Annotated in this window: 24 protein-coding genes and 1 riboswitch; of the genes, 13 read left to right on the top strand and 11 right to left on the bottom strand. The window is 68.6% G+C overall.

Going from position 1 to position 23,833, the window contains the following annotated elements; translation table 11 throughout:
• The first annotated feature begins 32 nt into the window (after positions 1 to 32).
• On the top strand, positions 33 to 677 hold the full coding sequence (locus IEY68_RS28455) for a TetR/AcrR family transcriptional regulator (RefSeq protein WP_063000169.1): 645 nt from the start codon (positions 33 to 35) through the stop codon (positions 675 to 677).
• 71 nt (positions 678 to 748) lie between these two features.
• Here IEY68_RS28455 and IEY68_RS28450 read toward each other — a convergent pair whose 3' ends face one another.
• Complete coding sequence (locus IEY68_RS28450; protein ID WP_063000171.1) at positions 749 to 1,135, bottom strand: winged helix-turn-helix transcriptional regulator; 387 nt, start codon at positions 1,133 to 1,135, stop codon at positions 749 to 751.
• A gap of 98 nt (positions 1,136 to 1,233) precedes the next feature.
• Between IEY68_RS28450 and IEY68_RS28445 the strand changes: the two genes are divergently transcribed.
• The gene (locus tag IEY68_RS28445) at positions 1,234 to 1,869 is read left to right on the top strand and encodes an NADPH-dependent F420 reductase (RefSeq protein ID WP_063000191.1); all 636 of its coding nucleotides are present in this window, start codon (positions 1,234 to 1,236) and stop codon (positions 1,867 to 1,869) included.
• 145 nt (positions 1,870 to 2,014) lie between these two features.
• On the opposite strand, the gene IEY68_RS28440 is transcribed toward IEY68_RS28445, so the two are convergent.
• The 3 genes from IEY68_RS28440 to IEY68_RS28425 all read right to left on the bottom strand — a co-directional run bounded on the left by IEY68_RS28440 (position 2,015) and on the right by IEY68_RS28425 (position 5,799).
• Complete coding sequence (locus tag IEY68_RS28440; protein ID WP_063916415.1) at positions 2,015 to 3,769, bottom strand: alpha/beta fold hydrolase; 1,755 nt, start codon at positions 3,767 to 3,769, stop codon at positions 2,015 to 2,017.
• A 70-nt stretch (positions 3,770 to 3,839) separates the two neighbouring features.
• A complete protein-coding gene (locus IEY68_RS28435; RefSeq protein WP_058856861.1) occupies positions 3,840 to 4,394 on the bottom strand; it encodes a TetR/AcrR family transcriptional regulator in 555 nt (184 codons plus the stop codon).
• A 337-nt stretch (positions 4,395 to 4,731) separates the two neighbouring features.
• Entirely contained in the window at positions 4,732 to 5,799 is a 1,068-nt protein-coding gene (locus IEY68_RS28425) for an NAD(P)H-dependent amine dehydrogenase family protein (RefSeq protein WP_058856860.1), read from the bottom strand.
• Positions 5,800 to 6,355: 556 nt separating this feature from the next.
• Between IEY68_RS28425 and IEY68_RS28420 the strand changes: the two genes are divergently transcribed.
• On the top strand, positions 6,356 to 6,799 hold the full coding sequence (locus IEY68_RS28420; protein ID WP_058856859.1) for an NUDIX domain-containing protein: 444 nt from the start codon (positions 6,356 to 6,358) through the stop codon (positions 6,797 to 6,799).
• A 187-nt stretch (positions 6,800 to 6,986) separates the two neighbouring features.
• Here IEY68_RS28420 and IEY68_RS28415 read toward each other — a convergent pair whose 3' ends face one another.
• The 4 genes from IEY68_RS28415 to IEY68_RS28400 all read right to left on the bottom strand — a co-directional run bounded on the left by IEY68_RS28415 (position 6,987) and on the right by IEY68_RS28400 (position 9,971).
• The gene (locus IEY68_RS28415) at positions 6,987 to 8,027 is read right to left on the bottom strand and encodes a PDR/VanB family oxidoreductase (RefSeq protein WP_082681647.1); all 1,041 of its coding nucleotides are present in this window, start codon (positions 8,025 to 8,027) and stop codon (positions 6,987 to 6,989) included.
• Between the two features lie 129 nt (positions 8,028 to 8,156).
• Positions 8,157 to 8,489, bottom strand: coding sequence for a DMT family transporter (locus IEY68_RS28410; RefSeq protein ID WP_058856857.1), 333 nt, complete (start codon positions 8,487 to 8,489; stop codon positions 8,157 to 8,159).
• Between the two features lie 2 nt (positions 8,490 to 8,491).
• Positions 8,492 to 8,806 (bottom strand): DMT family transporter, encoded by a 315-nt coding sequence (locus tag IEY68_RS28405; protein ID WP_058856856.1) that lies wholly within the window; start codon positions 8,804 to 8,806, stop codon positions 8,492 to 8,494.
• A 10-nt stretch (positions 8,807 to 8,816) separates the two neighbouring features.
• Positions 8,817 to 8,883, bottom strand: a riboswitch (guanidine-III (ykkC-III) riboswitch).
• 56 nt (positions 8,884 to 8,939) lie between these two features.
• Positions 8,940 to 9,971 carry a DMT family transporter gene (locus IEY68_RS28400; protein WP_082681646.1) on the bottom strand — a complete coding sequence of 344 codons (1,032 nt, stop codon included), beginning with the start codon at positions 9,969 to 9,971 and terminating at the stop codon, positions 8,940 to 8,942.
• On the opposite strand from IEY68_RS28400, the gene IEY68_RS28395 reads away from it, so the two are divergent.
• Positions 9,970 to 11,385: an aminotransferase-like domain-containing protein gene (locus IEY68_RS28395; RefSeq protein ID WP_058856855.1), complete on the top strand. Its 1,416-nt coding sequence runs from the start codon at positions 9,970 to 9,972 to the stop codon at positions 11,383 to 11,385. The genes IEY68_RS28400 and IEY68_RS28395 overlap by 2 nt on opposite strands.
• 83 nt (positions 11,386 to 11,468) lie before the next feature.
• Here IEY68_RS28395 and IEY68_RS28390 read toward each other — a convergent pair whose 3' ends face one another.
• Positions 11,469 to 11,696 (bottom strand): FitA-like ribbon-helix-helix domain-containing protein, encoded by a 228-nt coding sequence (locus tag IEY68_RS28390; protein ID WP_058856854.1) that lies wholly within the window; start codon positions 11,694 to 11,696, stop codon positions 11,469 to 11,471.
• A 286-nt stretch (positions 11,697 to 11,982) separates the two neighbouring features.
• Here IEY68_RS28390 and IEY68_RS28385 point away from each other — a divergent pair, with 286 nt between their 5' ends.
• The 6 genes from IEY68_RS28385 to IEY68_RS28360 all read left to right on the top strand — a co-directional run bounded on the left by IEY68_RS28385 (position 11,983) and on the right by IEY68_RS28360 (position 18,845).
• Entirely contained in the window at positions 11,983 to 13,155 is a 1,173-nt protein-coding gene (locus IEY68_RS28385; protein ID WP_058856853.1) for an aminoglycoside phosphotransferase family protein, read from the top strand.
• Between the two features lie 266 nt (positions 13,156 to 13,421).
• Positions 13,422 to 14,705, top strand: coding sequence for a cytochrome P450 family protein (locus IEY68_RS28380; RefSeq protein WP_058856852.1), 1,284 nt, complete (start codon positions 13,422 to 13,424; stop codon positions 14,703 to 14,705).
• Positions 14,706 to 14,917: 212 nt separating this feature from the next.
• Entirely contained in the window at positions 14,918 to 16,150 is a 1,233-nt protein-coding gene (locus tag IEY68_RS28375; RefSeq protein ID WP_058856868.1) for an acyl-CoA dehydrogenase family protein, read from the top strand.
• 125 nt (positions 16,151 to 16,275) lie between these two features.
• Positions 16,276 to 17,049, top strand: coding sequence for a hotdog domain-containing protein (locus tag IEY68_RS28370; protein WP_058856851.1), 774 nt, complete (start codon positions 16,276 to 16,278; stop codon positions 17,047 to 17,049).
• A gap of 76 nt (positions 17,050 to 17,125) precedes the next feature.
• A complete protein-coding gene (locus IEY68_RS28365; RefSeq protein WP_082681645.1) occupies positions 17,126 to 17,848 on the top strand; it encodes a TetR/AcrR family transcriptional regulator in 723 nt (240 codons plus the stop codon).
• Positions 17,849 to 18,032: 184 nt separating this feature from the next.
• A complete protein-coding gene (locus IEY68_RS28360; RefSeq protein ID WP_058856850.1) occupies positions 18,033 to 18,845 on the top strand; it encodes an SAM-dependent methyltransferase in 813 nt (270 codons plus the stop codon).
• A 14-nt stretch (positions 18,846 to 18,859) separates the two neighbouring features.
• On the opposite strand, the gene IEY68_RS28355 is transcribed toward IEY68_RS28360, so the two are convergent.
• Both IEY68_RS28355 and IEY68_RS28350 read right to left on the bottom strand, forming a co-directional pair.
• On the bottom strand, positions 18,860 to 19,723 hold the full coding sequence (locus tag IEY68_RS28355; protein WP_058856849.1) for an SDR family oxidoreductase: 864 nt from the start codon (positions 19,721 to 19,723) through the stop codon (positions 18,860 to 18,862).
• 130 nt (positions 19,724 to 19,853) lie between these two features.
• Positions 19,854 to 20,264, bottom strand: coding sequence for a hypothetical protein (locus tag IEY68_RS28350; RefSeq protein WP_058856848.1), 411 nt, complete (start codon positions 20,262 to 20,264; stop codon positions 19,854 to 19,856).
• Positions 20,265 to 20,733: 469 nt separating this feature from the next.
• On the opposite strand from IEY68_RS28350, the gene IEY68_RS28345 reads away from it, so the two are divergent.
• From IEY68_RS28345 to IEY68_RS28335, 3 genes are all read left to right on the top strand, one after another.
• On the top strand, positions 20,734 to 21,342 hold the full coding sequence (locus IEY68_RS28345) for a DUF8020 domain-containing protein (protein WP_058856847.1): 609 nt from the start codon (positions 20,734 to 20,736) through the stop codon (positions 21,340 to 21,342).
• A complete protein-coding gene (locus tag IEY68_RS28340) occupies positions 21,339 to 22,070 on the top strand; it encodes an LppU/SCO3897 family protein (RefSeq protein ID WP_058856846.1) in 732 nt (243 codons plus the stop codon). Before IEY68_RS28345 ends, IEY68_RS28340 begins: the two co-directional genes overlap by 4 nt.
• 85 nt (positions 22,071 to 22,155) lie before the next feature.
• Positions 22,156 to 23,832: an alkaline phosphatase D family protein gene (locus IEY68_RS28335; RefSeq protein WP_058856845.1), complete on the top strand. Its 1,677-nt coding sequence runs from the start codon at positions 22,156 to 22,158 to the stop codon at positions 23,830 to 23,832.
• Position 23,833: the final 1 nt, after the last annotated feature.

Raw genomic sequence — 23,833 nt, 5'->3', positions numbered from 1 at the left:
CAATTTCGGAAGGCCGGAGTTAGCATGGAACGATGCGTGCGCGAGTGGAGGACGGTCCGGTCACCGGTCGGATCGATAAGCGGCGGGCGATCCTGGACGCGGCGTTCACGGTATTCGCCCGGCTCGGCTACGAACAGGCCTGCGTCCGGGAGATAGCCGCCGAGGCCGGGGTCGCCAAACCCACCGTGTACAACCATATGACCGATAAAGAGAGTCTGCTGCGGGAAGCGTTGCTGCTCGCGGCCGACCGCGTCGGCGCCGAATGTCTCGCCGCGGTGGAACGCCTGCGCAATCCCGGTCCCGATCTGGCGGCGGCGCTGGAGGATACGGCCCGGCGACTACTGCGTATCTGCGCCGGCGACACCTCGCACGCGCTGCGCCGGCTCGCCGCCGCGCAGGCCAACCGGCTGCCCGAGCTCGTCACCCAGGTCCGGGAGCGTACGGCTTCCGGCACCCTGGACGCGCTCACCGATCGACTGGGGATGCTCGCACTGTCCGGGCAGTTGCACACGACCGATCCGGCGACGGCGGCCGAACAGTTCCTCGCGCTGCTCACCGGCCCGCTGGAGAACCGATCCGGGCACGGCACCCGGAAGGTTCCGCCCGCCGAACTCCGCGCCATCGCCACCGCCGCCGTGCGGACGTTTCTCGCCGCCTACGGAACCGGCCACAACTGACCGGATCGCGCACCCGCCGACGGTATCTGTTCCGGCCCCGTCCGGTCCGGCCGGAACGGCGCGACAGTGGATCAGCGCCCCCGGGGGCGCAGTGGCGGATCAGCGCCCTCGGGTATGTGTATTTCGTCACCGTGCTCGCGCACCCAGGCGGCCAGTGCGCGCAGCGGCCCATCCACCAGGCCGAGCCCGAGCTCGGTCAGGCGATACTCCACCCCGGGTGGTGCGGCCGGGTCCGGACGCCGGGCCACCAGGCCGCGGCCGAGGAGCCGCCGCAGTGCCTCGGTGAGTGTTTTGTCGCGGATCCCGCCGATCTCGGTACGAAGTGCCACACGTCGCCGGGGACCCTCGGCCAGCGCGGCGAGGATCACCGGGTCCCAGGTGTGAGCGAACAGGTCCAGTGCCCCGCGCAGCCGGCAATCGGCGATCGATTCGCTGCTGCGGTAGTCGTCTACGGTCATCGTCCACCAGCGTCTTCGGCCGATACGCACCGATCGGTGCGTATCGCGCTTCCTACGGTAGCCCTCGCACGGACAGCGCGAATGTGGAGGGGCCGGCGATGCGGATCGCAATTCTGGGAACGGGCCATCTGGCCGAAGCGCTCGGCGCCTGCTGGGTGCGGGCGGGGCATCAGGTCACCCTCGCCGGACGGACGCCGGAAAAGGCAGCGGCTCTGGCGCGCCGGCTCGGCGGGCCGACGCGCTCGGAAACCGCGCGCGAAGCGGTCCGCGACGCAAACGCGGTCCTGCTCGCGGTGCCCTGGGACGCGGTCGGTGCGGTCGTCGAGGCGGCCGGTGGTGCGGGCGGGAGTCTGGCCGGCATACCGATCATCGACCCGACCAACCCGGTCGGACACGGGGTGGGCGTGGTGCTGAACCCGCCGGGGCTCTCCAACGCCGACCGGATCGCCGGAGCCGCGCCGGGCGGCCGGGTGGTGAAGGGATTTCATCTCGTGCCTTCCACACAGTGGGGCAGTGCCGATGCGGCGACGACCGTCCTGCTGTGCGGTGACGAACCGGCCGCGTTGCAGGTGGCCGAAACGCTGGTACGTGACGCCGGTGCGGTACCGGTGGTCGTGGGGACACTGGCGCGGGCGCGGCAATTGGAGGAGGCTGCCGGTCTGTTCATCGCGCTGGCGTTCGCCGGTGTCGACCCCCGGACGGTGGCGCCCGCCTTGCCGCCGGTCCGGCCGTGAGCGGCGGCCCGCACCGGGCCGAAGGGCCGTGCGGACCGTGATCCTCTCGGCGGACGCGGGCCCGGCAGCTGTGGACGGCGGTCCCGTCGTGCGGGCGTGGCACCCGTCCGGGCTCTGGAGGCGCAGCCCGGCCGGACGGGCGGGATCACCGGCCGGGAACGGCGGCCCGCGCTCCGGAGGTGCTGTCCGCGAGGTCTTTCCGGACCGAGTCGAGTATCCGGGCGACCTGACCGGGATGGGTGAGATGCGGGTAGTGACCGGCGTCCTCGATCTCGGTGACCGGTGCGGCGACCGCAGTGGTGAGCGGATCTCCGGACCCGGCGATGATATGGACCGGCACGGTGAGTTCGGCGAGGAGGCGGCGCGCCGCCGCGTGGGCGCGCGGCCCGCTCGCGGCGCGCAGGGCCGCTACCGTACGCCGCGCCACTCCCGGGCGGCGCAGGTTCGCGCTCGCGCTCTCGATCGCGGGACCGGTCGGGATCCGTAGCGCGGCGGCCAGCCGTGCGGCGGTCAACCGGCGCAGGAGCGCGGCGGCGACCGGCGTGCGCAGGAGCCGGGACCCGCCGGGTTGCAGGAAGGCCGGCGCCACCAGGACGACGCCCGCGACCCGATCGGGATGGGCCGTCGCGTAGCGGAGAACCGGTACACAGCCGAGGGAATGGCCGACCAGGACCGGGCGGTCGGTGACGGGAGCCATGAGGGCGTCGAGCCACCGGTCCGGGTCGCCGGAATCGGGTGCGGAGCGGCCCAGGCCAGGCAGGTCGGCGGCGAGGGTCGGCGCGCCGAGGAGATCACGGACCTCCCGCCAGGCCTCGCTGTCGGTGGGAAGACCGTGCAGCAGCACGAATTCGGGGGTCTGCCGTTCGCCGGAGACCCAGAGGCCGCGATCGAAGCCCGCGGTCTCATCGGCCTGCACCGCACCGAATCGACTGCTCACCAGGTGATCCGCCCAGGCACGCAGCACGGTCCCGGCCGGGGGTGCGGTGAGCTTCGCGCGTTCGGCCAGCGCGTCGGCGGCGGAGGTGTCGTAGCGATCTCCGGCGATGAAGGCCAGCCGCTCCCGGTCCACCCCGGTCAGTGCGCGGGGCAGCCGTGCCACCAGGGATATCGGGATCGTGAAACGCGGGGCGCGGACGTGCATATGGTCGGCCAGTAGCCGGATCATTTCCGGCAGCGGCGGGCTCGCCGGGTCGAGCACGGTGTAGGACTCCCCGGCGGTATCCGGGTGCTCCGGCAGCAGCGTGAGGAAGTCGATGAAGTAGTCGAGATCCAGGATCGGGAGCAGGGTTTCGGCGTCGCCGGGCAGGGCGGGCAGCGCGCCGTTCCAGAGATCCCGGACCAGTTCGGCCAGGCCGATGTACTGACCCGGTCCGAGAACGCTGCTCGGGTTGGCGATGGTCAGCGGGACGGCGGTGGCGGCCGCCTGTTCCCGCAGGACGGCGTCCGCTTCGAATTTCGAGGCACCGTAGGCGCCGACCGCGTAATCGTGTTCGGCGGATTCGGGGACGGTGACCCGGTATCCGGTGATGTGGACCAGCCTGCGCAGGCGGGGGCGGTCCGCGGACCAGCGCAGGACCCGGACAGCGCCGTCGATGTTCACCGCCCGGGCGGTCGCGAGGTCGAGACCGAAGGAGAACCGCGCGGCGCAGTTGTAGATATCGCGCACTTCGTCCAGCTGTGCTTCGCCCAGGGCGCCGAGGCCGGGATCGGTGATATCGCAATCGAGTACGGTCAGCCGGCTCCGGTCGAGATCGCGGTCGTCCAGCCAGGAGAGGAGCCGGCCGGCGGAGCCGGGGCGGACCGCGGCGGCGACGGCGTGGCCCTGCTCCAGCAGCCGGGCGACGAGTGCGCGTCCGATGAAACCGGCCGCGCCGAAGACGACGGTGTCGGGAGTGTTCATATCCGCTTCCTAACTTGACTGGTCTACATATTCTCGGGCGAGCGAAAACCCCCGCGCGGTGCGTGCGGGGTCAGAGCAGGGTGCGAGCGACGCGCGCCGCGCGATCGAGTGGGTCGCGGCTGCGGTGGGTACGGGCGAGCAGGAGCGCGCCCTCGACCAGGGCGAGCAGTGCGACCGCGAGATCTTCGGCGTCGTGATGCCCGGCGGCGCGCAGCATGATGCGCAGTGCCTCGGTCCATCGGGTGTACACCTGTGCGCAGGCCCGCTGGACCGTATCGTTGGTACCCGAGACCTCGAGTGCCACGGTGGCGACGGGGCAACCGTTTTCCCAGCCGGAGGCCTCGAGCCGATCGGCGAGCAGGGTGATCAGCCCGGCGGCGGCGCCGGCCGGATCGGTGAAATCGGCCGCGTCGAGCGCCGCGTCGATCAGTCCGCTGGACTGGGTGACGGCCGCGGCGACGAGTTCGTCCTTGCCGCCGGGGAAATGGAAATAGAGCGAACCGCGCGGGGTCTCGCTGTCGGTGAGGATCTGGTTGAGTCCGGTACCGAAGTAGCCGCGACGTTCGATCGACGATCGTGTCGCCTCGATCATCCGCTGCCTGGTTTCGGCTCCCTTGGCGCCCATGGGTAGAAAGTAGACCGGTCATCATAAAAATGTCAAGCCGGAGTGCGTGCGGTCCTCGGGGGTGCGACCGGGCGCAGGGCGGCGGTGTCACCCGTGGCGAACTCGGCGGCAGCCCGGATCGCGCGGTCGCGTAGCGCGGTGTGGTCGGGCTCGGTCCGGCGCGGATGATCGACCATCGCCCCGCAGCGGAAGCGGTCCGGCGCGAATGTTCGGCGAGGCGGGCGCTCAGTGGAGATCTGCTGAAAGGAGCTGTTACACAGAAGAATCAGATCTCGCCCGCTGTCCCCGACCGCGAAATCGTTCGGCGCTCGGGAGACCATTCACACCGTGTGGTCGGCTAGCCGGGGCCGAGGGCGACCCCGTGCGGCCGGATGAGCGGGAGATCGTTGTAGGTGACGATGCCGGGCGCCGCGGCGACCACGGCGGGAATCGCGTTGATGACCGGCATGGCGGTCATGATGTGCCCGAGGGTCATGAAATCGGCGATGGTCTCGGCCTGGAAGTCCGGCGGCGGCAGAAAGCTCACCACGTTCTTCACGGTGGGCCGCCCGTCCACCTGTAGGACCCAGCCGTCCTGGTCGATCTTCCAGTCCGGTTCCAGCGTCTGCCCTTTACGCCAGCGCACGGTCAGTTCCACCAGGGTGCGGCCCGCGACGAGGCCTTTCCAGCCGGCGAACACTCCTGCCACACAGCCGGCGGGAATGGTCCACGATCCCAGGTCGAGATCTGCGGTGGTCTGTGCGAACTCGGCGTCGCAGCGCACCTCGTCGAGTTCGACGCCCAGCGCGTCACCGATCATTCGTACGGCCTCGCCGAACACCGCGGTGCCCTCGGCCGCCATTTCCGGCAGGGCGGGGTCGTCGATCGGCCGCCCGAAACCCACCGGGCGCTCGGTCGCGGGGGAGTCGTAGAAGGTGGTGTCGGCCGCCTCGCTGACGGTCACCTTGTCGACGCGGTCGCAGATACCGGCCGACACGATGGCCAGCAGATCGATGAATCCGGGGCTGATACCGGAGCCGAAGATCGTCGAACCGCCACGGCGGCAGGCCTCGGCGATCCGGTCGCGCCCGGGCCCTTGCCGGTGGCCGGTGATGAACGAGGCCGACGCGACCACATCGACACCGGCCGACAGGATGCGTACGAGCTCGTCCACATCGATCCACATGGGGTTGTAGACGACGCAGTCCGGTTTCAGCGCGAGTAGCGCGTCGATATCGTCGGTGGCCGCGATACCCAGCGGTTCGATCCCGCACAGGTCGCCGATATCGCGCCCCACCTTGCCCGGCGCCCACGCATAGCAGCCGACGAGTTCGAGAGCGGGGTTCGCGACGATGGCGCGTACCGAACTCTTCCCGACATTGCCGGTCGTCCACTGGACGACCCGATACCGATCACGTTCGAGCACCCACTCAGGGTAGAGCGCCGCGCAATTTTTCGGAATGAATCCTCTAATTTTAGAGAATTACGTTCTCATGCCGCGCCGCCTGTTCTTCCGCGAGCGCGCTGCGAAGTCCGTTCGCCGTCGCGGGGGTTCCGGCGGCCGGGTTCGGGCCCACCGCGTATGCCCGACTCCCTCCTGGGATCACCCGGCGGTCGCCGCGTTTGTTACACGGAGGTATCCGTCGTAACGAGGTATCCGTCACAGTGGGTATCGCGCGGCGGTGGGTTCGACGCGGACTCGCGTTCGCGGTCGGGCGCCGTCGGTCACCACAGCGGTCACTGTGGTGGAAAGCGCTGTAATCCTTTGGAGACGAACTCTGTTCGATCTCGGCCGGATGGGGTGATGGCCCTTGTGGTGGGGGTGGCACAGGCCCTGCGTGGCGCTACCGGATAACCCCGTCCGGGGGTGTAACTTCGGTCGACCGCTGTCATCGGATGGTCACGGCGCGGTAATATCGATTCGCTCGCCTGCGGCGTGATCGCGGCGGGTCCGCCCGATCGAAGGTTGGTGAGACCGGCACATGACGGTATCCATGTTCGACGAGACCCTGCCACGCGGCGAGCGGGACGGGGTCGGACTGCGAGTGGGCGCGATAATCGACCGGGGTGGGGAAGTCCTCTTACTCGAACTGCCCAGCAGCGGCCCGATTCGTCCCACCCTGAAACTGCCCGGCGCGACGGTCGAGCCCGGAGAATCGGTATCCGGCGCACTCATCCGCGGTGTCCGTGAGGAGACCGGACTGACGGTGACCGATATCCGCCATCACATCGGCGATTTCGATTATTTGTCTCCGGCCGGTAAACCGGTGCGGCGGTTGCACTTCGCCGTCGAGGTGGCGGCCACCGGGCCGGTCACGCTCAGCGCGCACGCCGCCTACGAATGGGCACCGCTCAACGGTGACCTGCACGTGACCTCCTCCATCCAGGGGATACTCGAAAACTACCGGGAGCTGGTCTACCCCTGATCGCGATCGGGGCCGCTGCTCGAGCCGACCGTTCGGCCGCGATCGCTGAGTCAGCGGCCGCCGGTGGCCCAGATCCTCGAAACCGGTCTCGCGCAGCCGGACCGCGCGACCGATCCCGCCGAAATCCGCGCCCACGACGACGATATGCCGGTGTTCGGCCGATGCGGACATGGCGGATCCTTCCGGATCAGAGGTCGAGGACCAGTGTGTCGCCCGCCGCGCGCGAAACGCAAGGGAGCATATGGGTGGCACGTTCGGTATCGGCCAGCGCCCGGTCCCGGTGATCCACTTCGCCGGCCAGCACCGCTGTCCGGCAGGTGCCACAGAAGCCCTGGCGGCACGAGTAGGCGGCATCGGGTACGGCTCGGCCGATAGCGGCGAGCGCGGTCTCCCGCGCACCTACTCGGAGCGTGCGGCCCGTCCGCGCGAGGGTCAGGTCGAACTCTTTCCCGTCGAGCACCGCGGGTGCGGAGAACTGCTCGGTGTGCAGTGATCCGGTGGGGTTGTGCTCGAATATGCTGCGCCGGGCCGCGGCGAGCATGGGCGGCGGACCGCAGACGTAAACTGCCGCCCCGGGTGGGGCGGTCGCGATCAGTTCCGGAATATCCGGTGGGCCGTATTCGTCGTCGGGGCGGATATCGGCTCCGGGCAGGTCCGCGACGAACGGCATGGTCGCGCGGGAGCGTCCGGTGTAGACCAGCCGCCCGCGCCCGCCCGCGGCTCGGACCATCGGAAGGATCGGCGTGATACCGATACCGCCCGCGACGAACAGGTACGCCGGCGCCTCCACGAAGGTGAACGCGTTGCGCGGGCCCCGGGCGCGCAACGCGTCGCCGGGACGGATATCGCGGTGTAGTTCGAGCGAACCGCCCGCACCGTCGGCGATACGCCGTACCGCGATCCGATAGCGGAATCGTTCCCGCGGGTTACCGCACAGCGAGTACTGCCGGTGCCGCCCGGAGGGCAGGAAGAGGTCGAGGTGGGCGCCCGGCCGCCAGATCGGTAGCGGACCGCCGCCGGCTGCGCGCAGGTCGAATCCGAGTACCTCGTCGGCTTCGTCCCGGATGCTGTCCACCACGAGTCGCAGCCCGAAACCGTCGCGGCGCACCGGATTCGGGCGGGACAGCAGCGGGGCCGCGGGTCCGGAGACGAAGATGCTCCGGTAGGCGTCGACGACCGCACCGAGGGCCCGCAGCGGCCGGGGCGGGACGAAATCCGGGGCTGTCACGGTGTGCTCCGACTGGCCATGGCGGTCAGCATACAAAGCAACAAATTCGCTTGCAATGTTGAATTCTGATCGAGAATCGACGGGCCGGACGGTCCGCGCGGTGACAATGCCACCGCGCGGAGAGTCCGGCTACTCTTCGGTGTCCCCGTGCGGGACCAGTTCGAGTCCGATGACCGCGACCACGATCCCGGTGAGGCAGATGATCTTCGCGGCGGTGACTGCCTCACCACCCGTGACCATGGCATAGGCCACGGTCAGCGCGGTACCGACACCGGTCCAGACGGCATAGGCGCTGCCGATCGGGATATCGCGGACCGCCCGGCCCAGCCCGAGCATGCTCGCCGCCAGGGCCACGAAGAAGACGGCGCTCGCCACCGGTTCGGTCAACCCCGCCGATTGTCCGAGCGCGGTCGCCCAGACCGCTTCGAACACGGCGCTGGCCAGCAGAATGATCCATGCCATGGTCAGCTCACCGCCTTCAGTCCCACGACCGAGACGATGAGCAGGGAGAGCAACAGGATCCGGGCGGTACCCGCGCGCTCCCGGCCGGTGACGACGGCCCATACGGCGGTCAGTGTGGCGCCGATGCCGACCCATACGGCATACGCGGTACCTGTCGGCAGATCGATCATCGCCCAGGCCAGGCCCGCCATACTCAGGACCAGAGCGCCGACGAACAGGGCGGTGGGCTTCCAGCGGCGGAAACCGTGCGATGCGGAGAGTGCGGCGGCCCAGACGGCCTCCAGTACCCCTGACAGCAGCAGGACGACCCAGGACATGACGACTCCTTCCGAGTCAGTCTTGTCGCGATGCGGGTACTGCTCCCTCGTCCGCGAGCCCGGTCTGCGGGCTCCGGTGTGGTAACGAACGGGGTGCACGTGAGATTCCCGGTGGTGAGCGGAACCACCACGGTCACCGGCAGGCTCGCGCCGGTGCGCTCTCCATCCGGCCCGCTGATTCCGCCGGGTCGTATCGGGCGGGGCCGGAGTCCGGTCCGCTTCCTGCCTCGAGGCCGGGTGTGGTCTGCGCGAGGCGGGTACGGACGGCGAGTGCCGCGCACGCGATGACCGCGAGGGCTCCCAGCGCTGTGGACCAGGTCAGGGATTCGTGCAGGAGCAGCGCGGCCCAGCTGAGCGTCAACACCGGTTGGACGAGCTGGATTTGGCTGACCTGTGCCATCGGTCCGCGCGCGAGCCCGCGATACCAGGCCAGGAAACCGAGGAACATACTCACCACGCCGAGATAGGCGAATGACGCCCACTGTGCCGGAGACCCCGCCGGCGGCTGCACGGCGATCGCCACACCGCTGAGCGTGATCATCGCGGGCGCGGACAGGACCAGTGCCCAGGAGATGGTCTGCCACGGCCCGAGTTCGCGGGACAGCAGTCCGCCTTCGGCGTAACCGCAGGCGGCCGCGACGACCGCGCCGAACAGCAGCAGGTCCGCCCAGCTCGGACCCGCGAACCCATCGCCGCGGAAAACAGCGAAGCCCACCGCCGCCGTTGCCCCCGCGGCCGCGGTGAACCAGAACGCCCGCGGCGGCCGCTCGTCTCCGCGCAGCACCGCCAGGACCGCCGTGGCGGCCGGAAGCAGCGCGATCACCACCGCGCTGTGGCCCGCCGAGGTGGTGGTGAGCGCAAAGGTGGTGAGCAGCGGGAAACCCGCGACCACTCCGGCCGCTACGATGCCCAGCCGGATCCATTGCCCGCCGCGGGGCAACCGCTGGCGGGTGATCACCAGGGCGGTGGCGGCCAGGGCGGTGGCGACCACGGCCCGCGCACAGGCGACGAACAGCGGTGACATCCCACCGTCGGCCACGGCGATCCGGGTCAGCGGGACGGTGAGCGAGAACGCGGCGACCCCGAGCAGTCCCCAAGCCGGTCCGATGAGAGCGGGGGATAGCGGTCGGCTACCTCGATGAGTAGCGCTACTATGTTCCTTCATGTCCGACGATAGCAGTTCGCGAATCGTGGCGGATCTCCGTGACTGGATCGCCAGCGCCCCCTCCGGTGCGAAACTGCCCTCCACCCGCACCTTGGTGGCGCGGTACACGGCGAGTCCGGTCACGGTGCAGAAGGCGCTGCGAACCCTGGTGGCCCAGGGGTTGGTGGAAAGCCGGCCGGGAGTGGGAACCTTCGTCCGGGTGGTGCGCCCCGCCCGCTCCGCCGATTACAGCTGGCAGACCGCCGCTCTCGGTACCCCGCGCAGTCGCCGGGCCCAGCTGTTCACCTCGTTGCGCACGGTGCCCAACGACACGATCGCCCTGCACTCCGGCTACCCGGACCGGGAGCTGCTCCCCGTCCGATTGGTCCGGGCCGCCTTCACCCGGGCCGCGCGCAGCGACGCCGTACTCGATCGCCCGCCGACGGCCGGCCTGCCGGAACTACAGGCCTGGTTCGCGACCGAACTGGCGACCGTGGCCCCGGCCGCGGTGATGCCACCGATGCCGAGCGATGTGATCGTGTTCGCGGGCAGTCAGAGCGGGCTGAACACGACCTTCCAGTCGCTGGTGGGTCCCGGCCGGCCGCTCTTGGTGGAGTCGCCGACCTATTGGGGTGCGCTGATGGCCGCCGAACGGGCCGGAGTGCGGGTGATACCGGTGCCCAGTGGACCGCACGGACCCCGGCCCGAGGAACTGGCCCGTGCCTTCGAACAGACCGGTGCCCGCGCCTTCTACGCCCAGCCCCATTTCGCCAATCCGACCGGTGCCCAGTGGACTCCGCCGGCGGCGGACCGGGTTCTCGAAGTGGTACGAGAACACGGCGCGTTCCTCGTCGAGGACGACTGGGCGCACGATTTCGGCATCGAATCCGTGCCGGTCCCGCTGGCCGCGCGCGACGACAGCGGGCATGTGATCTATCTGCGGTCACTGACCAAGAGCGTTTCGCCCTCGGTCCGGATCGCGGCCGTTGTCGCCCGCGGCCCGGCGCGCGACCGGATCCTGTCCGATGCGCAGGCCGAGTCGATGTACGTGAGCGGGCTGTTGCAGGCGGTCGCCCTGGATATCGTCACCCACCCGGGATGGCGTACCCATCTGCGCGGGCTGGGGCCGCGGCTGGCGAATCGCCGCGATCTGCTGCTGACCGCGCTGCGGGAGCACGCGCCGGGCGTAGTACCGGAGCTGGTGCCCCGGGGCGGGCTGAATCTCTGGGCCCGGCTGCCCGAGCGAACCGATGTGGCCCGCTTGATCCGGGACTGCGAGGCCGCGGGTGTGATCGCCGCCCCGGGTGACGAATGGTTCCCCGGCGAACCCCCGGGAGCCTATCTGCGGTTGAACTATTCCGGCCCGAACCCCGGCGCCTTCGGGGACGGTGCGCGCATCATCGGGCGGGCGCTGGCCGGGCAGCATCCGGAGTAGCACCGAACGCTGCCGGGCGCACGGCCGTGCCGGATCAGGCCGGCAGGATCGAAACAGTGCCGCCGGGAATCCCACACGGTCGATCAGCCCGATCTCGCACCGTCGCCCCCCGCCGCGGGGGGTTCTCGTTCCTCGTCGGAGCAGTCCCCGGCCAATACCGATCCCAACCGTGCCCGTTGTGGAGAACTGGTCACCGCCTCCTCCAGGATCGCGAGGATCTCCGCTTCGGTGCTGTGCCCGTGATTGTCCGCGCGGATCCGCAGGGCGCGGTAGACCGCGTCCGGTACATGTCGAACAGATAGCGTCACCATGATGGGCGTCTTTCGTCGACAGTGGTCGGTCTCCCGATTATATTTCCCGCCCCGGCAAACTTCCGGCGCCCGTGGAGTCTCGTTCTGATATCGCCCGTACCGGTACCCGGCCGGACCGGCCGAACGTTCGGGTGCGGTCGCGCTCCGTAGAGTAATCGGCCGAAAGTCATTCCAGCACTGAGAATATGGCGCAAGATCGGGAGCCGTCGGTGCGATGGAAAAGTCCGGACCGGATGGTTCGGCACGGTGTGCGCGGTCTCGCGCGCATCCGGAAAGTGAGGCGGAAATGAATCACAAACTCTGGTTGCTCGGCCGGCTCGCCGCCGTGGGCGGACATATCGTCGGCGAGAAACTCACCGGTCACCGGGCCCGCACGATCGACGATGTGCCCGCGTCCGGCGCCGCGCTCACCGCCGAATGGTTGACCGCGGTGCTCTGCCGGGAGACACCCGGTGCCGAAGTGCTCTCCTTCGAAACCACCGGCGGCAGCAGCGGCACCTCCACCCGGGTGGGCATCCGGGTGGAATACAACGAGGCGGGCCGGGCGGCCGGGCTACCGGAGGCATTGTTCGCCAAGACCACGACATCGTTGAGTCAGCGCATTCTGCTGGGCGGCGGCAAGATGATCGACGGCGAGACGAGGTTCTTCCGGGATTTCCGGCCGAAATTGGAAATCCAGGCACCACTGGGCTATTGGGGTGCGTCGGACGCGGCGTCCTGGCGGTCGATCGCGCTCATGGAGGATATCGCCGCGACGCGCGGCGCGGTGTTCAGCGAACCCACCGCCCCGATCGGCCGCGCCGAGATGGAGGACCTGGTCCGCAACCTCGCCCGGCTGCACGGCACGTTCTGGGAGGATCCGTCGATTCAGGTGCTCAAGACCACCAACGAGGCGTTGCAGGCCTATCTGGCTGCGATCGATATGAAAACCCGGTGCGCGGTCGGGCTGGAACGAGCCGCCGAGGTGGTGCCGGAGGGTCTGCAGGGGCAGGCGGCCCGGCTGTGGGCCGGGGTCGAGCGTGCCGTGGACCTGGCCACGACCAGCCTGCCGCACACCCTCCTGCACGGTGACCCCCATATCGGCCAGACCTATCGGACCGCCGAGGGGCGGATGGGTTATGTGGACTGGCAGGTTGTGATGCGCGGCGGCTGGGGGCACGATTTCGCCTACACCGTCAACTCCGGATGCGAACCGGCGGATCGCCGGGCCTGGGCCGAAGAACTGCTGAGGGCATATCTGGAGGAATTGTCCGAAGCGGGCGGTGCGGCGCCCGCTTTCGAGGACGCCTGGCTCATCTATCGACAGCAGTCGATGTTCGCGTATGCGGCATGGGCGTTCACCATCGGCCGGGCGGCATACCAGCCCGAGATGCAATCGCGTGAAACCTGTCTGACGCTGATGCGGCGGATCACTTCGGCAATCGATGACAACCGGTCGCTGGAAGCGCTTGCAGTCTGAGAAGTGGTGCGGGCCCGGGCTTTCGGTGTGCGGAGCCCGGCCGCCGCGCGGGTGTGCGACAATACGAAAATGTGCGGACTAGTCCTACGAAATCGTGAAATGGACGGCCGTACAACGAATTTCGAAATCGATCAGATGTAATGACCATGTCGTACCATCGCCTGGTCCCGGCTCGAGTCGGATATTTCTGCAGGAGGGGCCTCGAACCGGGAACCGGCCGGTGGAAAACCATCGGCCCCGCACCCAGACGGCATGGAGTTTCGTTCTTGACTACCTCGGATTTCCGAAGACACGCACAGGCCCATGTGCACGGCTCACCGGTCGATTCCGATGATCCGCGAGTACCGCTGTACCTGCCGGAATTCGCCGCCGATCCGCACCGGGTGTACAGCGATCTGCGTGCCCGGTACGGATCGCTGGCTCCGGTCGAACTGGCGCCCGGCGTGCCCGCGACCCTGGTGATCGGGTACAACACCGCGCTGCGAGTACTCAACGATCCGGACCGTTTCCCCGCCGATCCACGGGTCTGGCAGAAGGATATTCCGGCCGAATGCCCGATCCTGCCGCTGCTGGAGTGGCGTCCGATGGCCAGTCGTTGCGCCGGTCAGGAGTTCGTGCGCTACCGCCAGGCCATCACCGCGAGTATGGACGAGGTGGATCTGTACGCGATCCACACCGTCGTCGAGAATATCGCGGGCCCGCTGATCAACTCGTTCTGTCAGGACGGCCACGCGGAGCTGATCCAGCAGTACGTGTTCCCACTGGCGTTCCAGGTGATCAACTATCTGCTCGGCTGCCCGCCCGAGATCGGCCAGCAGGTCGCGGCCGGGACAGCCGCGCTGCTCGAGGGTGTGGACGCCGAAGCGGGCAGCCGGATGCTGGGCGAGGCGCTGATGAACCTGGTGCTGCTCAAACGCGAGTCCCCGAGCAGCGATATCACCTCGGTGCTGCTACAGCATCCGGTCGAGTTGACCGAGGATGAGGTGTCTCATCACGTCTCGCAGGTGTACGGCACCGGGATCGAGTTCGAACTGAACCTGATCGTCAACACGCTGCTGCTGATCCTCACCGACGAACGTTTCGGCGGCAGCGTCCTCGGTGGCAACCTCACCTCGCGTGACGCCCTGGACGAGGTGCTGTTCAACGATCCACCCCTGGCCAACTTGCTCATCACCTATCCGCGGATGCCCATCCTGCTCGACGATGTGTGGCTACCCGCGCATCAGCCCGTGGTGATCAGCATGGCCGCCTGCAACAACGATCCCGCCATCCGCACCACAGAGCTGACCGGAAACCGCGCCCACCTCGCATGGGGGCTGGGTCCGCACGCCTGCCCCGCCCAGTCGCTGGCTTATATGGTCGCCGAAGGCGCCATCGACCAGCTGCTGGACGCGCTACCGGAGATGCGCGCGGATTTCCCGGGCGGCGAACCGGTCTGGCGGCCCGGCCCGTTCCATCGGTCGCTGGCCGGACTACCGGTGACCTTCCCTCCGGGCGCACCGCTACCCGGATACATGGACGCGTCCGAACGCCCCGCCGTCCGCGCCTGACCGGGCCGGGCGGGCGGTACAGGGTCCGGACCCGGCCCCTGTACCGCCCGCACTCATATCCTCGAGTGAAGTCGCCGCGCGGCTGCGCAGCGGTTGCCCACGGCGTAAGGGCGCCGCCAATAAACTTGAATCCGGATTCAAGTTCGTTTACGGTCGGAGTGCATCGAACGGCCGTCGGCGCGTCGAGCCGCGCCCCGAAGATCGGAGTTCTCGTGGAGCTGTTCACCTCGACCGAGCGTGCCCGGGAGTATCGGCGCACCCTGCTCGCGTTCATGGACGAATGCGTGTATCCGGCCGAGTCCGTATACGCCGAGCAGATGGCCGCGGCCGGTGATCCGCATCATCACCCTCAGATCCTCGAAGACCTCAAGGCCGAGGCCAAGCGGCGCGGCCTGTGGAATCTGTTCCATCCGCACCCGGAGTGGGGTCCGGGTCTGACCAATCTGGAGTACGCGCCGCTGGCCGAGATCATGGGCCGCAGCCCGGCGCTGGCTCCCGAGGCCTGTAACTGTTCGGCCCCCGATACCGGGAATATGGAGGTCTTCACCCTTTTCGGTACCGAGGAGCACAAACAGCGCTGGCTCGAGCCGCTGCTCGACGGCACCATCCGGTCCGCGTTCGCGATGACCGAGCCCGGGGTCGCCAGTTCCGATGCCACCAATGTGGAGATGCGGATGGAGCGTGACGGCGACGACTATGTGCTCAACGGCCGTAAATGGTTCGCTTCCAACGCTATGCACGCCCATTGCAAGGTGCTCATCGTGATGGGCAAGACCGATCCGGATGCTCCCAAGCACCGGCAGCAGTCGATGATGGTGGTGCCGATCGACGCGCCGGGTGTCACCGTGGTGCGCAATCTGCCGGTGTTCGGCTATGTCGACAGGGAGGGTCACGCCGAGATCGATTTCACCGATGTGCGGGTGCCGGTTACCGATGTGCTCAAAGGGGAGGGCGAGGGGTTCGCGATCAGCCAGGCACGGTTGGGCCCCGGCCGCATCCATCACGCCATGCGTGCGATCGGTATGGCCGAGCGCGCACTGGAACTCATGTGTGCCCGGGCGGATTCCCGGACCACGTTCGGACGCAAGGTCAGTGAGCGGGCGAATATCCGGGACTGGATCGCCGAGGCCCGGATCGATATCGAACAGGCGCGGCTGCTCACGCTGAAAACCGCCTGGATGATGGATACGGTCGGGAACAAGGAGGCGCGTACCGAGATCGCCGCCATCAAGATCGCCGCGCCGGTGATGGCGTTGCGGATCGTGGACCGTGCCATCCAGGTGTACGGCGCGGCGGGGGTGACCGAGGATTTCCCGCTCGCGAGTATGTACGCCCATCTGCGCACCCTGCGGATCGCCGATGGTCCCGACGAGGTGCACAAACTGACGATCGCCCGGGCCGAACTCGGGAAGGCCCGCGCGGCCGCCGAAGCCGCGGGCAACTGAGGGCCCCGCTCGGGCTGCCGGACGTAGCCCGGGCGTATCGGCCCGCCGCCGGATACGTTGGATATGTCCGGCCGGCGCCCGGGAGTTCATCGGGTGCGGCCCGGACGGGCACGAGGAGGTAACCGATGACGGTCGATACCGGAACGGCGCCGGGCCGGCGGCACATCCTGCTGGAGCTGGGGTTCGCGACCACGCTGGCCGGTGACGAACTGTACGGGTCGGCGACGATCACCCCGCAGATGCACGTACCGGGCACCGAACGGCTGCGCACCTCTGTGCTGGCCATCTGGACCGATACGGTGACCGGGCTGCTGGCCGCCCTCGCCCTGGGGCCACGGGTGCCCGTCACCCTCGAGCTCGATGTGCACCTGTACGGGCCGGCGCCCGGGGCCGGTGAGATCAGGGCGGTGGGCCGCAAGATCAAGGCGGGGCGGTCGGTATTCGTCGCGGAGGTCGAGTGGACCGTCGACGGTGAACCGTTCGCGTTCGGCGGCGGATCGTTCATGGTGTCGCCGAACGAGGAGCTGCGACTGCCCGCGGAACTGAGTATCGATATGCCGCTTTCGGACCGGTTGCTCGAGGTTCCGCTCGCCGAACGCGCGGGGTGTATGCGCCGCGCGCCGGGTACCGCGGTGCTCCCGCGTACCGACGACGGCCTGAACGCCTCCCGCACCGTCAACGGGGGTCTGATCGCCCTCGCTGCCGAAGAGGCCATGTTGTCGCTGGCTCCGGGGTCCACCCTGAGCACTCTCGGCCTGCGCTATCTGCAACCGGCCCGGGTGGGTCCCGTGGTCGCCGACGCGACGCTGCGCGCCGATATCGGCCGGGCGACGTTGCGTGATTCCGGGAACCAGGATCGGATCACCACACTGGCAACGGGCCGCCTGTTCCCCCCGTGAGGATGGCCGCCGGTTCGGCCGGGGGCGGCGGGTTCGGGCCCGCTGTTACCATCCACCGCGTCCCTGACCACCTTCGATGACAGCGAGAGAACCGGTGAACGCCCAGGAAGACAGCACTTCTCCGGGCGCGGCGACGGCCGCGGGAGCGCAACCGGAGCCCGCGGTTCCGGGCCGTTCGCCCCGCCCCGCCCCGAAGAGCCGGCGCGGTATCCGCACCCGGGCCGCATTGGTCGCGGCGGCCCGCGAGGTTTTCGAAGCGGACGGATTCGTGGATGCCCGGATCAGCGATATCACCCGGACCGCGGGGGTGGCGTCGGGATCGTTCTACACCCACTTCGACAGCAAGGAAGGGATCTTCGCCGAGGTCGTCGAGCAGGTCCGGGAGGAGATGCTGCACCCACACGTCCGGGCCCGCGGCGGTAGCGACGACCCACGCGATTGGATCGCCGCGGCGAACCGGGAGTATCTGAAGTCCTACCGGCGCAATGCCCGGTTGATGGCGGTACTCGAGCAGGTCTCGCGGATCGACCAGCAGTTCGCGGCGCTCCGCGCCGAGCGGGCCTCGGCATTCATCGATCGCAATGCCGCGCTGATCCGGGATCTGCAGAACCGCGGGCTGGTCACGGCGAAACTGGACGCGCGGGTGACGGCGCTGGCGCTGTCGAGCATGGTGAGCAAGGTGGCCTACCTGGTGTTCGTGGAGGGGGAGAAGATCGAATTCGACACCCTGCTCGAAACCCTCGACTGGATCTGGTGCAATGCCCTGCAATTGCCCGGAAGCGCGGACGAGGCCCCGTAGCCGTCGAGACCGGCTGCGCGGGTAGGCGCCGGTTCGCGGGTGCCGGTCCGTCGGCGCCTGATCGCCCTGCCGGGGTCGTCGTCCCGCACCGGAACGGGACTGGCCGATGTCGTTGAGAGCAAGCATTATTGGCATGGTCTGCCATATGCCAGCGCGGACGACCCGGAACCGATAGGGACAGAGAATGACCGAATCCGGCCGCAAGACGGCGCCGAAAGTGAACCAGACAGTGCCGAGCAGCGCCCGAATCTACGATTACGTACTGGGCGGTAAAGATCACTACCCGGCCGATCGGGACGCTGCCGAGAAGGTGATCCAGGCGTTCCCGACCGTTCGGGTCGCCGCCCGGCAGAACCGGAATTTCATGCATCGCGCGGTCAACGAGATCACCGCGCTGGGGGTTACGCAATTCCTCGATATCGGCACCGGTATCCCCACCGAGCCGAACCTGCACCAGGTGGCCCAGGCCGCGGCGCCGAAGGCGCGGGTGGCCTATGTGGACAACGATCCGATCGTGCTGGCCCACGCCCGCGCGCTCCTGGTCGGTACATCGGAGGGGCGCACCACCTATATCGACGCCGATCTCACCGACCCCGCCGCGATCCTGTCGGCACCGCGGCTGGTCGAAACGCTCGATCTGGATGAACCGGTGGCGCTGAGCCTGGTCGCCGTACTGCACTTCCTGACCGCGGAACAGGATCCCTACGGGGTGGTTGCCACGCTGGTGGACGCGCTCGCGCCCGGTTCGTTCCTGGTGGCGTCCCATATCACCACCGACCTCGATCCGGTGAACATGGCCAGGGCGCTCGAGGTGTACCGGCAGAGCGGAGTATTCGCCCGGTCCCGCTCCCGCGAGGAATTCGCCCGGTTCTTCGACGGTCTGGATCTGCTGGAGCCGGGTGTCGTGGTCGCCAATCAGTGGCGCCCCGCCGGGGAGTCGCCGCAGTGGCTGGACACGCAGGTGAACTGCTGGAGCGCGGTCGCGCGCAAGCGATAGCCGGAGTGCTGTGGTTACTCCGCTCGCCGGGTCGCGGAGAAACCGCGGAACTTGCGCAGATAACCGGCGATACGGTGCAGCGGGACCGCGCGCGGCCAATCGTCGGGACGGAAATAGGCGTCGGTGCCACCGTCGACGAAAAGCACACTGCCGCAAAGAAATTCGGCCGAAGGTGAAAGCATCATGCACACCCAGTCGGCGATATGCTCCGGTTTGCCGAAGCCACCGGTCGGAACCGGGAAGGCTTTGATCGCCTTGGCCTCGACCGGTGATTCGAGCTGGCGTTCGAGTAGCGGGGTGAGGATCGCGCCGGGGGCGATGACGTTGAGCCGGATACCTTCCCCTGCCCATTCCGGCCGCACGGCATGCCGCCGCACCCACCGGCTGACCGCGATCTTGGACGCCGCGTACACGAACGGACCGGCCTGTTTGCCGAAGATCTTCACCGCCCGCACGGCACGTTCGGTATCGCCGGCCAGGAAGGCGGCGATCGCCCGGCGGGGAACCGCGGGCACCGTGGTGGCGGAATTGCTGCCGAAGGCGACCACCCGCGCGGAACCACTCGCCGCGAGCGCGGGCCGCCAGCCCTCGAGCAGGTCGACGGTTCCGAGATAGTTCACGGCCGCGATCACCGGCAGGCGCGCGGGATCCGGTGCCGGCCCCAGACCGGCCGCGAGCACGGCGCCGTCGAGCCGGCCGTCCGCGGCGGTCAGTACCGCGTCGATCGCCGATCGCCGTCCTTCCGCGGTGGCGAGGTCGGCGACGATATCGGTCTCCTGGATATCCACCCCGATCACCCGGTGGCCCTCGGCGGTCAGCTTGTCGGCGACTGCCCTGCCCATCCCCGACGCCGCTCCGGTGACCGCGTAGACACCCATCCGAAATCCCTTCGTCCGGCTCGGGACTGCCGGCCCCGGCCATTTCGTCGGAGTCTGTCAAAAGTACGGAGTCTGTCAAGCGCTCTGGCAGAAATCCCCGGCGCCGGAGGCGGTCCCGCCCGGCAGCGAGTCAGTCGGGCAGGCGCAGATACTCGGGCAGGGTGAAACAGACGATGCCGAAGTCGTAACCCTTCTGCACGTTCACCTCGGCGGCGACCCCGTCGGCGGACACCAGATGCCGGCCGGATACCGTCGGCGCCCAGTCGGCGGTGAACTTTCCCGGCCCCACCTGCTCGATCGGGCCGAAAGCACCGCCGCCGGGTTGCCCGTTCACCCGGTCCTCCAGCACGCTCACGCCGTCACCGAGCACTGTGACGGTGTAGGTGCAGCTCGTCCCGTACTGGACGAAGCCGAGGCCGAAACCACCCGAGACGCTCACACTCGAGACCGCGGCCGAGGCACCGGGCGCGGGCCCGAAGGCGGTAGCGGCGGCGAGGGCCCCGGCGATGATCGCGATACGCAGGTGTGCGGCGGTTGTCATGGCTCGTGCTCCGGTCGTATCGACGGTGGTACACGGTGGAAAGCTCTGTAGGTAGTCCAGCACTCCGAGGTCGCGCGGCACAGGCACCGCGGGTCACGAAGTAGTCCCGGTTGGTACCGGCCCGCTGCCGCCGGGACTGGCACATTTCGGTGGGTGTGTAACACCTGGGTGCCATCCGGTGAATAACGGTGCGTAAAAGTTCTGGGCATTATTCGATTGCCAGGAGAATGCTGCCGGTGTCACCGGTGGCGCCGCGGTGATATCGCAGGAGACTATAACCGTTGAAGGGGGCGAGAATCGGGTAATTCTTGCCGACCACCCGAGTTATTGAACAGCAATTTAAATGATGATTTATCCATTTAATTCCTGATATGCATCCGAACTCGAATTATCGGTATGGTCCTGTGCGCGAAGTGAAATCGCAGCTCGCCCGGCCCAGGTCGGTTCACGTGAGAAGGAATTGAACGCAATGAAGTTCGGCACTTTCGCCGCTACCGCTCTTCTGTCCGTTGCCGCTGTAGGGATTTCCGCGGGTGTTGTGCACGCGGAACCCGCGGCTCCGGCTCCGGAGATCAAGAGCGAGGGCGTCGACCAGGGCGTCGCCTATGAGACCAGCGTCGACCAGAAGACCCAGAAGATCACTACCGAGGTCCAGGACGGGCGGTTCGAACTCACTCCGGACGGTGCCAGGGCTGTGCTCAAGGCCGTCAGCGGCGCCGTGGTGGCCGAAGTGCCACTGCAGTACGAGATCTCCGGCAGCGAGATGGCCGTCGCTCACGAGATCAGCGCCGACGGGACGACTCTCGAACTGACCCCGACGGTCACCGCCGAGAACATCGGTGAGATGCGGCCGGTCAGCTCGATGGCCCGGCTCACCACCGAACTGCAGGAGAACGTCGCCGGTGTCGCGGTGGGCGCGGTGCTGGGCGGTCTGCTCGGCGCGCTCGTCGGGCTCGGCTTCCTCAGCATCATCACCGGTCCGATCGGCTTGGTCGTGGGCGCGGTGGCCGGCGGTTACATCACCGGGGGGCAACCGTTCCTCGACTCCGTGATGGCCGTTCTGCGCGGCGAACCGTGACCCAGCCGTCCCCCGACGAGGACGGCGGTCGGGCGCCGCTCTCGCAGCAGGACAAACGCGCCCGGGTCGGCGCCACCGCGGCCGCGATCGCCATCGCGGCCGTGGTGACCTCGATCGTGCTGGGGATCGGGGTGGCCGCACTGCTGGCCACCGCGGGAAGCGACGAAACGACCGAGGAACTCGCCGCATCGACCGCCGCCGAGACGACGGCGTCCACCGGCGCGACCGCGACCTCGCTCGCGCCCGTGGCGCCGCCGTCGGTACTGGTGCCGACGGGTGCCCCGCCCACTACCACCACCACCCCGTCCGCGGTCGGCACCGCGGGCTCGGCCAACAAAGAGGCCAAACAGGCACCGCCGAAGGTCGAAGTGACAGCTGGGGAATGCCTGAGCGCGGTGGGGGAGAAGGATGTCACCAAGGCGTCCTGCGGCAGCGCGGAATCCCGCTACAAGGTGGCCAGTACCGGCCCGGCGGGCACCGCCTGCCCGGCGGACGCCGATTCCAGTCACACCATCGGTGAGACCACCATGTGTCTCGATATCGACTGGGTGGTGGGCAGTTGTGTGGATGTTTCGGGCGACCAGCCGCAACGCACGGAGTGCGGCCCCGGCGGGGTGCAGGTGATCAGTATTCTGCCGGAGACCGTGAACGTGAACGCGTGCCCGTCGGCCGACCGCGGTTTCGTCTACGACGAACGCCGCTTCGTGGTCTGTATCGGCGATCGCTAGACCGGAGTCCGGTCGCTCGGTGACCGAGCCGGACGACCGGACCCGCCGCGGCGGCCCGGGCGAATCGCCCGGGTTAAGCTGATTCATGGCTCTGTCCCGACGTCGGCTGCTGCAGGCGGGCACCGCCGGTGCGGCCGCGCTGCTGGCCGGGGCCGGTCTCGCGAGTAGTTCTCCGTATCGAGCACCGCGATGGCTGGGGGACCCGTTCACACTGGGTGTGGCATCCGGAGATCCGCTACCCGACGGTGTGGTGCTGTGGACCCGCCTGGCTCCGGACCCCTTCGCCCCGGATTCGCTCGGCGGCACCGCCCTGGCTCCCGTCACGGTCGAGTACGAGGTCGCCGAGGACGAGTATTTCCACCGGGTCGCCGCGCGCGGTAGCGCGGTGGCCACCCGGGAACTCGCGCACAGTGTGCATCCCGAGGTCCGGGGTCTGGCACCGGATCGCTGGTACTACTACCGCTTCCGCGCCGGGAGCGCGATCTCCCCGGTCGGCCGTACCCGCACCGCGCCCGCCGCGGCTGCCGTGGTGAACCGGTTGCGTTTCGCCTTCGCCTCCTGCCAGCACTGGAGCTCCGGCTACTACACCGCCTACCGGCACCTGTGCGACGAGGATCTCGATTTCGTCGTCCATCTGGGCGATTACATCTACGAGAAGGAATGGGCACGCGGTCGTGCCGGGGTATCGATCCCGGCGACGCTGCGCGACGAGGCGACCGATCTCAGCGGTTATCGGCTGCGGTACGCGCAGTACAAGGCCGAACCCGAACTGCGGGCGGCCCACGCCGCGTTCCCTTGGATCTGCACCTTCGACGATCACGAGATCGACAACAACTGGGCCGGTTTCGATCCCGGCGCCGGTATCGATATCCATCTGCTGCCCGCGCTGTTCCGGCAGCGCCGGACGGCCGCTTTCCGGGCCATGTACGAACATCTGCCGCTGCGGATCGATCAACTTCCCGCGGGGCCCCATGTCCGGATGCACCGCCGGTACTCCTTCGGTGGTCTCGCCGACCTCACCATGCTCGACACCCGGCAGTACCGGACTTCGCTGGTATGCGGTGACGGCGGAAACCTGGTGATCGACTGCCCGGATCGCTTCGCCGCGGACCGCACGATTCTGGGTGCGCCGCAGCGTGACTGGTTGATCGATGGGCTCATGCGTTCCCGGGCCCGCTGGCAGATCCTGGGCAATCAGGTCGCCATGGCGCAGTCCGATTACGACCCCGGGCCCGCGGTCGCCGTGGGCACCGACGCCTGGGACGGTTATGTCGCCGATCGTGACGCGCTGCTCGCCGCGGCCGCGGCGCGCGGGCGTGGAAATCTGGTGGTGCTCACCGGCGACCGGCACGAGAACTATGTGGTCGATCTGCGCGGGAACTACCGTGATCCGGAGTCGGCGGTGGTGGCCACCGAGTTCACCGGGACTTCGATCACGACCGGGCGTGACGGCGCGGATCTGCCCGCGCGGGGCCGGACACTGCTGGCCGCCAACCCCGATATGAAGTTCTTCAACGGGCAGCGAGGCTACGTCCGGGTCGAGGTCGACGAGCAGTTGTGGCGTAGCGATTACCGGGTGGTGCCCTACGTCGGGCGGCCCGGTGCGCCGATCGCCACCCGGGCCTCCTACGTCGTGGAGCAGGGTAGGCCCGGTGCGCACGCCGCGTGGGACCCTGGCGCGGGCGCCGAATCGGAGGCTCCGGTTTCCGTGCCGGATCCGGTGACGGGCGCGGGCGGCCGACCGGCGAGACCCGGCTCCTGAC

This window comes from Nocardia jinanensis (assembly GCF_014645735.1).
Lineage (GTDB): Bacteria > Actinomycetota > Actinomycetes > Mycobacteriales > Mycobacteriaceae > Nocardia > Nocardia jinanensis.
Note: the sequence above shows the minus strand (reverse complement) of the source record. Positions and strands in the feature narration are given on the sequence as shown.

Bases quoted from the DNA above. Each gene is read 5' to 3' on its own strand.
- IEY68_RS28455 (WP_063000169.1), top strand. From the start codon at position 33: ATGCGTGCGCGAGTGGAGGACGGTCCGGTCACCGGTCGGATCGATAAG.
- IEY68_RS28450 (WP_063000171.1), bottom strand. From the start codon at position 1,135: ATGACCGTAGACGACTACCGCAGCAGCGAATCGATCGCCGATTGCCGG.
- IEY68_RS28445 (WP_063000191.1), top strand. From the start codon at position 1,234: ATGCGGATCGCAATTCTGGGAACGGGCCATCTGGCCGAAGCGCTCGGC.
- IEY68_RS28440 (WP_063916415.1), bottom strand. From the start codon at position 3,769: ATGAACACTCCCGACACCGTCGTCTTCGGCGCGGCCGGTTTCATCGGA.
- IEY68_RS28435 (WP_058856861.1), bottom strand. From the start codon at position 4,394: ATGGGCGCCAAGGGAGCCGAAACCAGGCAGCGGATGATCGAGGCGACA.
- IEY68_RS28420 (WP_058856859.1), top strand. From the start codon at position 6,356: ATGACGGTATCCATGTTCGACGAGACCCTGCCACGCGGCGAGCGGGAC.
- IEY68_RS28410 (WP_058856857.1), bottom strand. From the start codon at position 8,489: ATGGCATGGATCATTCTGCTGGCCAGCGCCGTGTTCGAAGCGGTCTGG.
- IEY68_RS28405 (WP_058856856.1), bottom strand. From the start codon at position 8,806: ATGTCCTGGGTCGTCCTGCTGCTGTCAGGGGTACTGGAGGCCGTCTGG.
- IEY68_RS28395 (WP_058856855.1), top strand. From the start codon at position 9,970: ATGTCCGACGATAGCAGTTCGCGAATCGTGGCGGATCTCCGTGACTGG.
- IEY68_RS28400 (WP_082681646.1), bottom strand. From the start codon at position 9,971: ATGAAGGAACATAGTAGCGCTACTCATCGAGGTAGCCGACCGCTATCC.
- IEY68_RS28390 (WP_058856854.1), bottom strand. From the start codon at position 11,696: ATGGTGACGCTATCTGTTCGACATGTACCGGACGCGGTCTACCGCGCC.
- IEY68_RS28385 (WP_058856853.1), top strand. From the start codon at position 11,983: ATGAATCACAAACTCTGGTTGCTCGGCCGGCTCGCCGCCGTGGGCGGA.
- IEY68_RS28370 (WP_058856851.1), top strand. From the start codon at position 16,276: ATGACGGTCGATACCGGAACGGCGCCGGGCCGGCGGCACATCCTGCTG.
- IEY68_RS28365 (WP_082681645.1), top strand. From the start codon at position 17,126: ATGACAGCGAGAGAACCGGTGAACGCCCAGGAAGACAGCACTTCTCCG.
- IEY68_RS28360 (WP_058856850.1), top strand. From the start codon at position 18,033: ATGACCGAATCCGGCCGCAAGACGGCGCCGAAAGTGAACCAGACAGTG.
- IEY68_RS28355 (WP_058856849.1), bottom strand. From the start codon at position 19,723: ATGGGTGTCTACGCGGTCACCGGAGCGGCGTCGGGGATGGGCAGGGCA.
- IEY68_RS28350 (WP_058856848.1), bottom strand. From the start codon at position 20,264: ATGACAACCGCCGCACACCTGCGTATCGCGATCATCGCCGGGGCCCTC.
- IEY68_RS28345 (WP_058856847.1), top strand. From the start codon at position 20,734: ATGAAGTTCGGCACTTTCGCCGCTACCGCTCTTCTGTCCGTTGCCGCT.
- IEY68_RS28335 (WP_058856845.1), top strand. From the start codon at position 22,156: ATGGCTCTGTCCCGACGTCGGCTGCTGCAGGCGGGCACCGCCGGTGCG.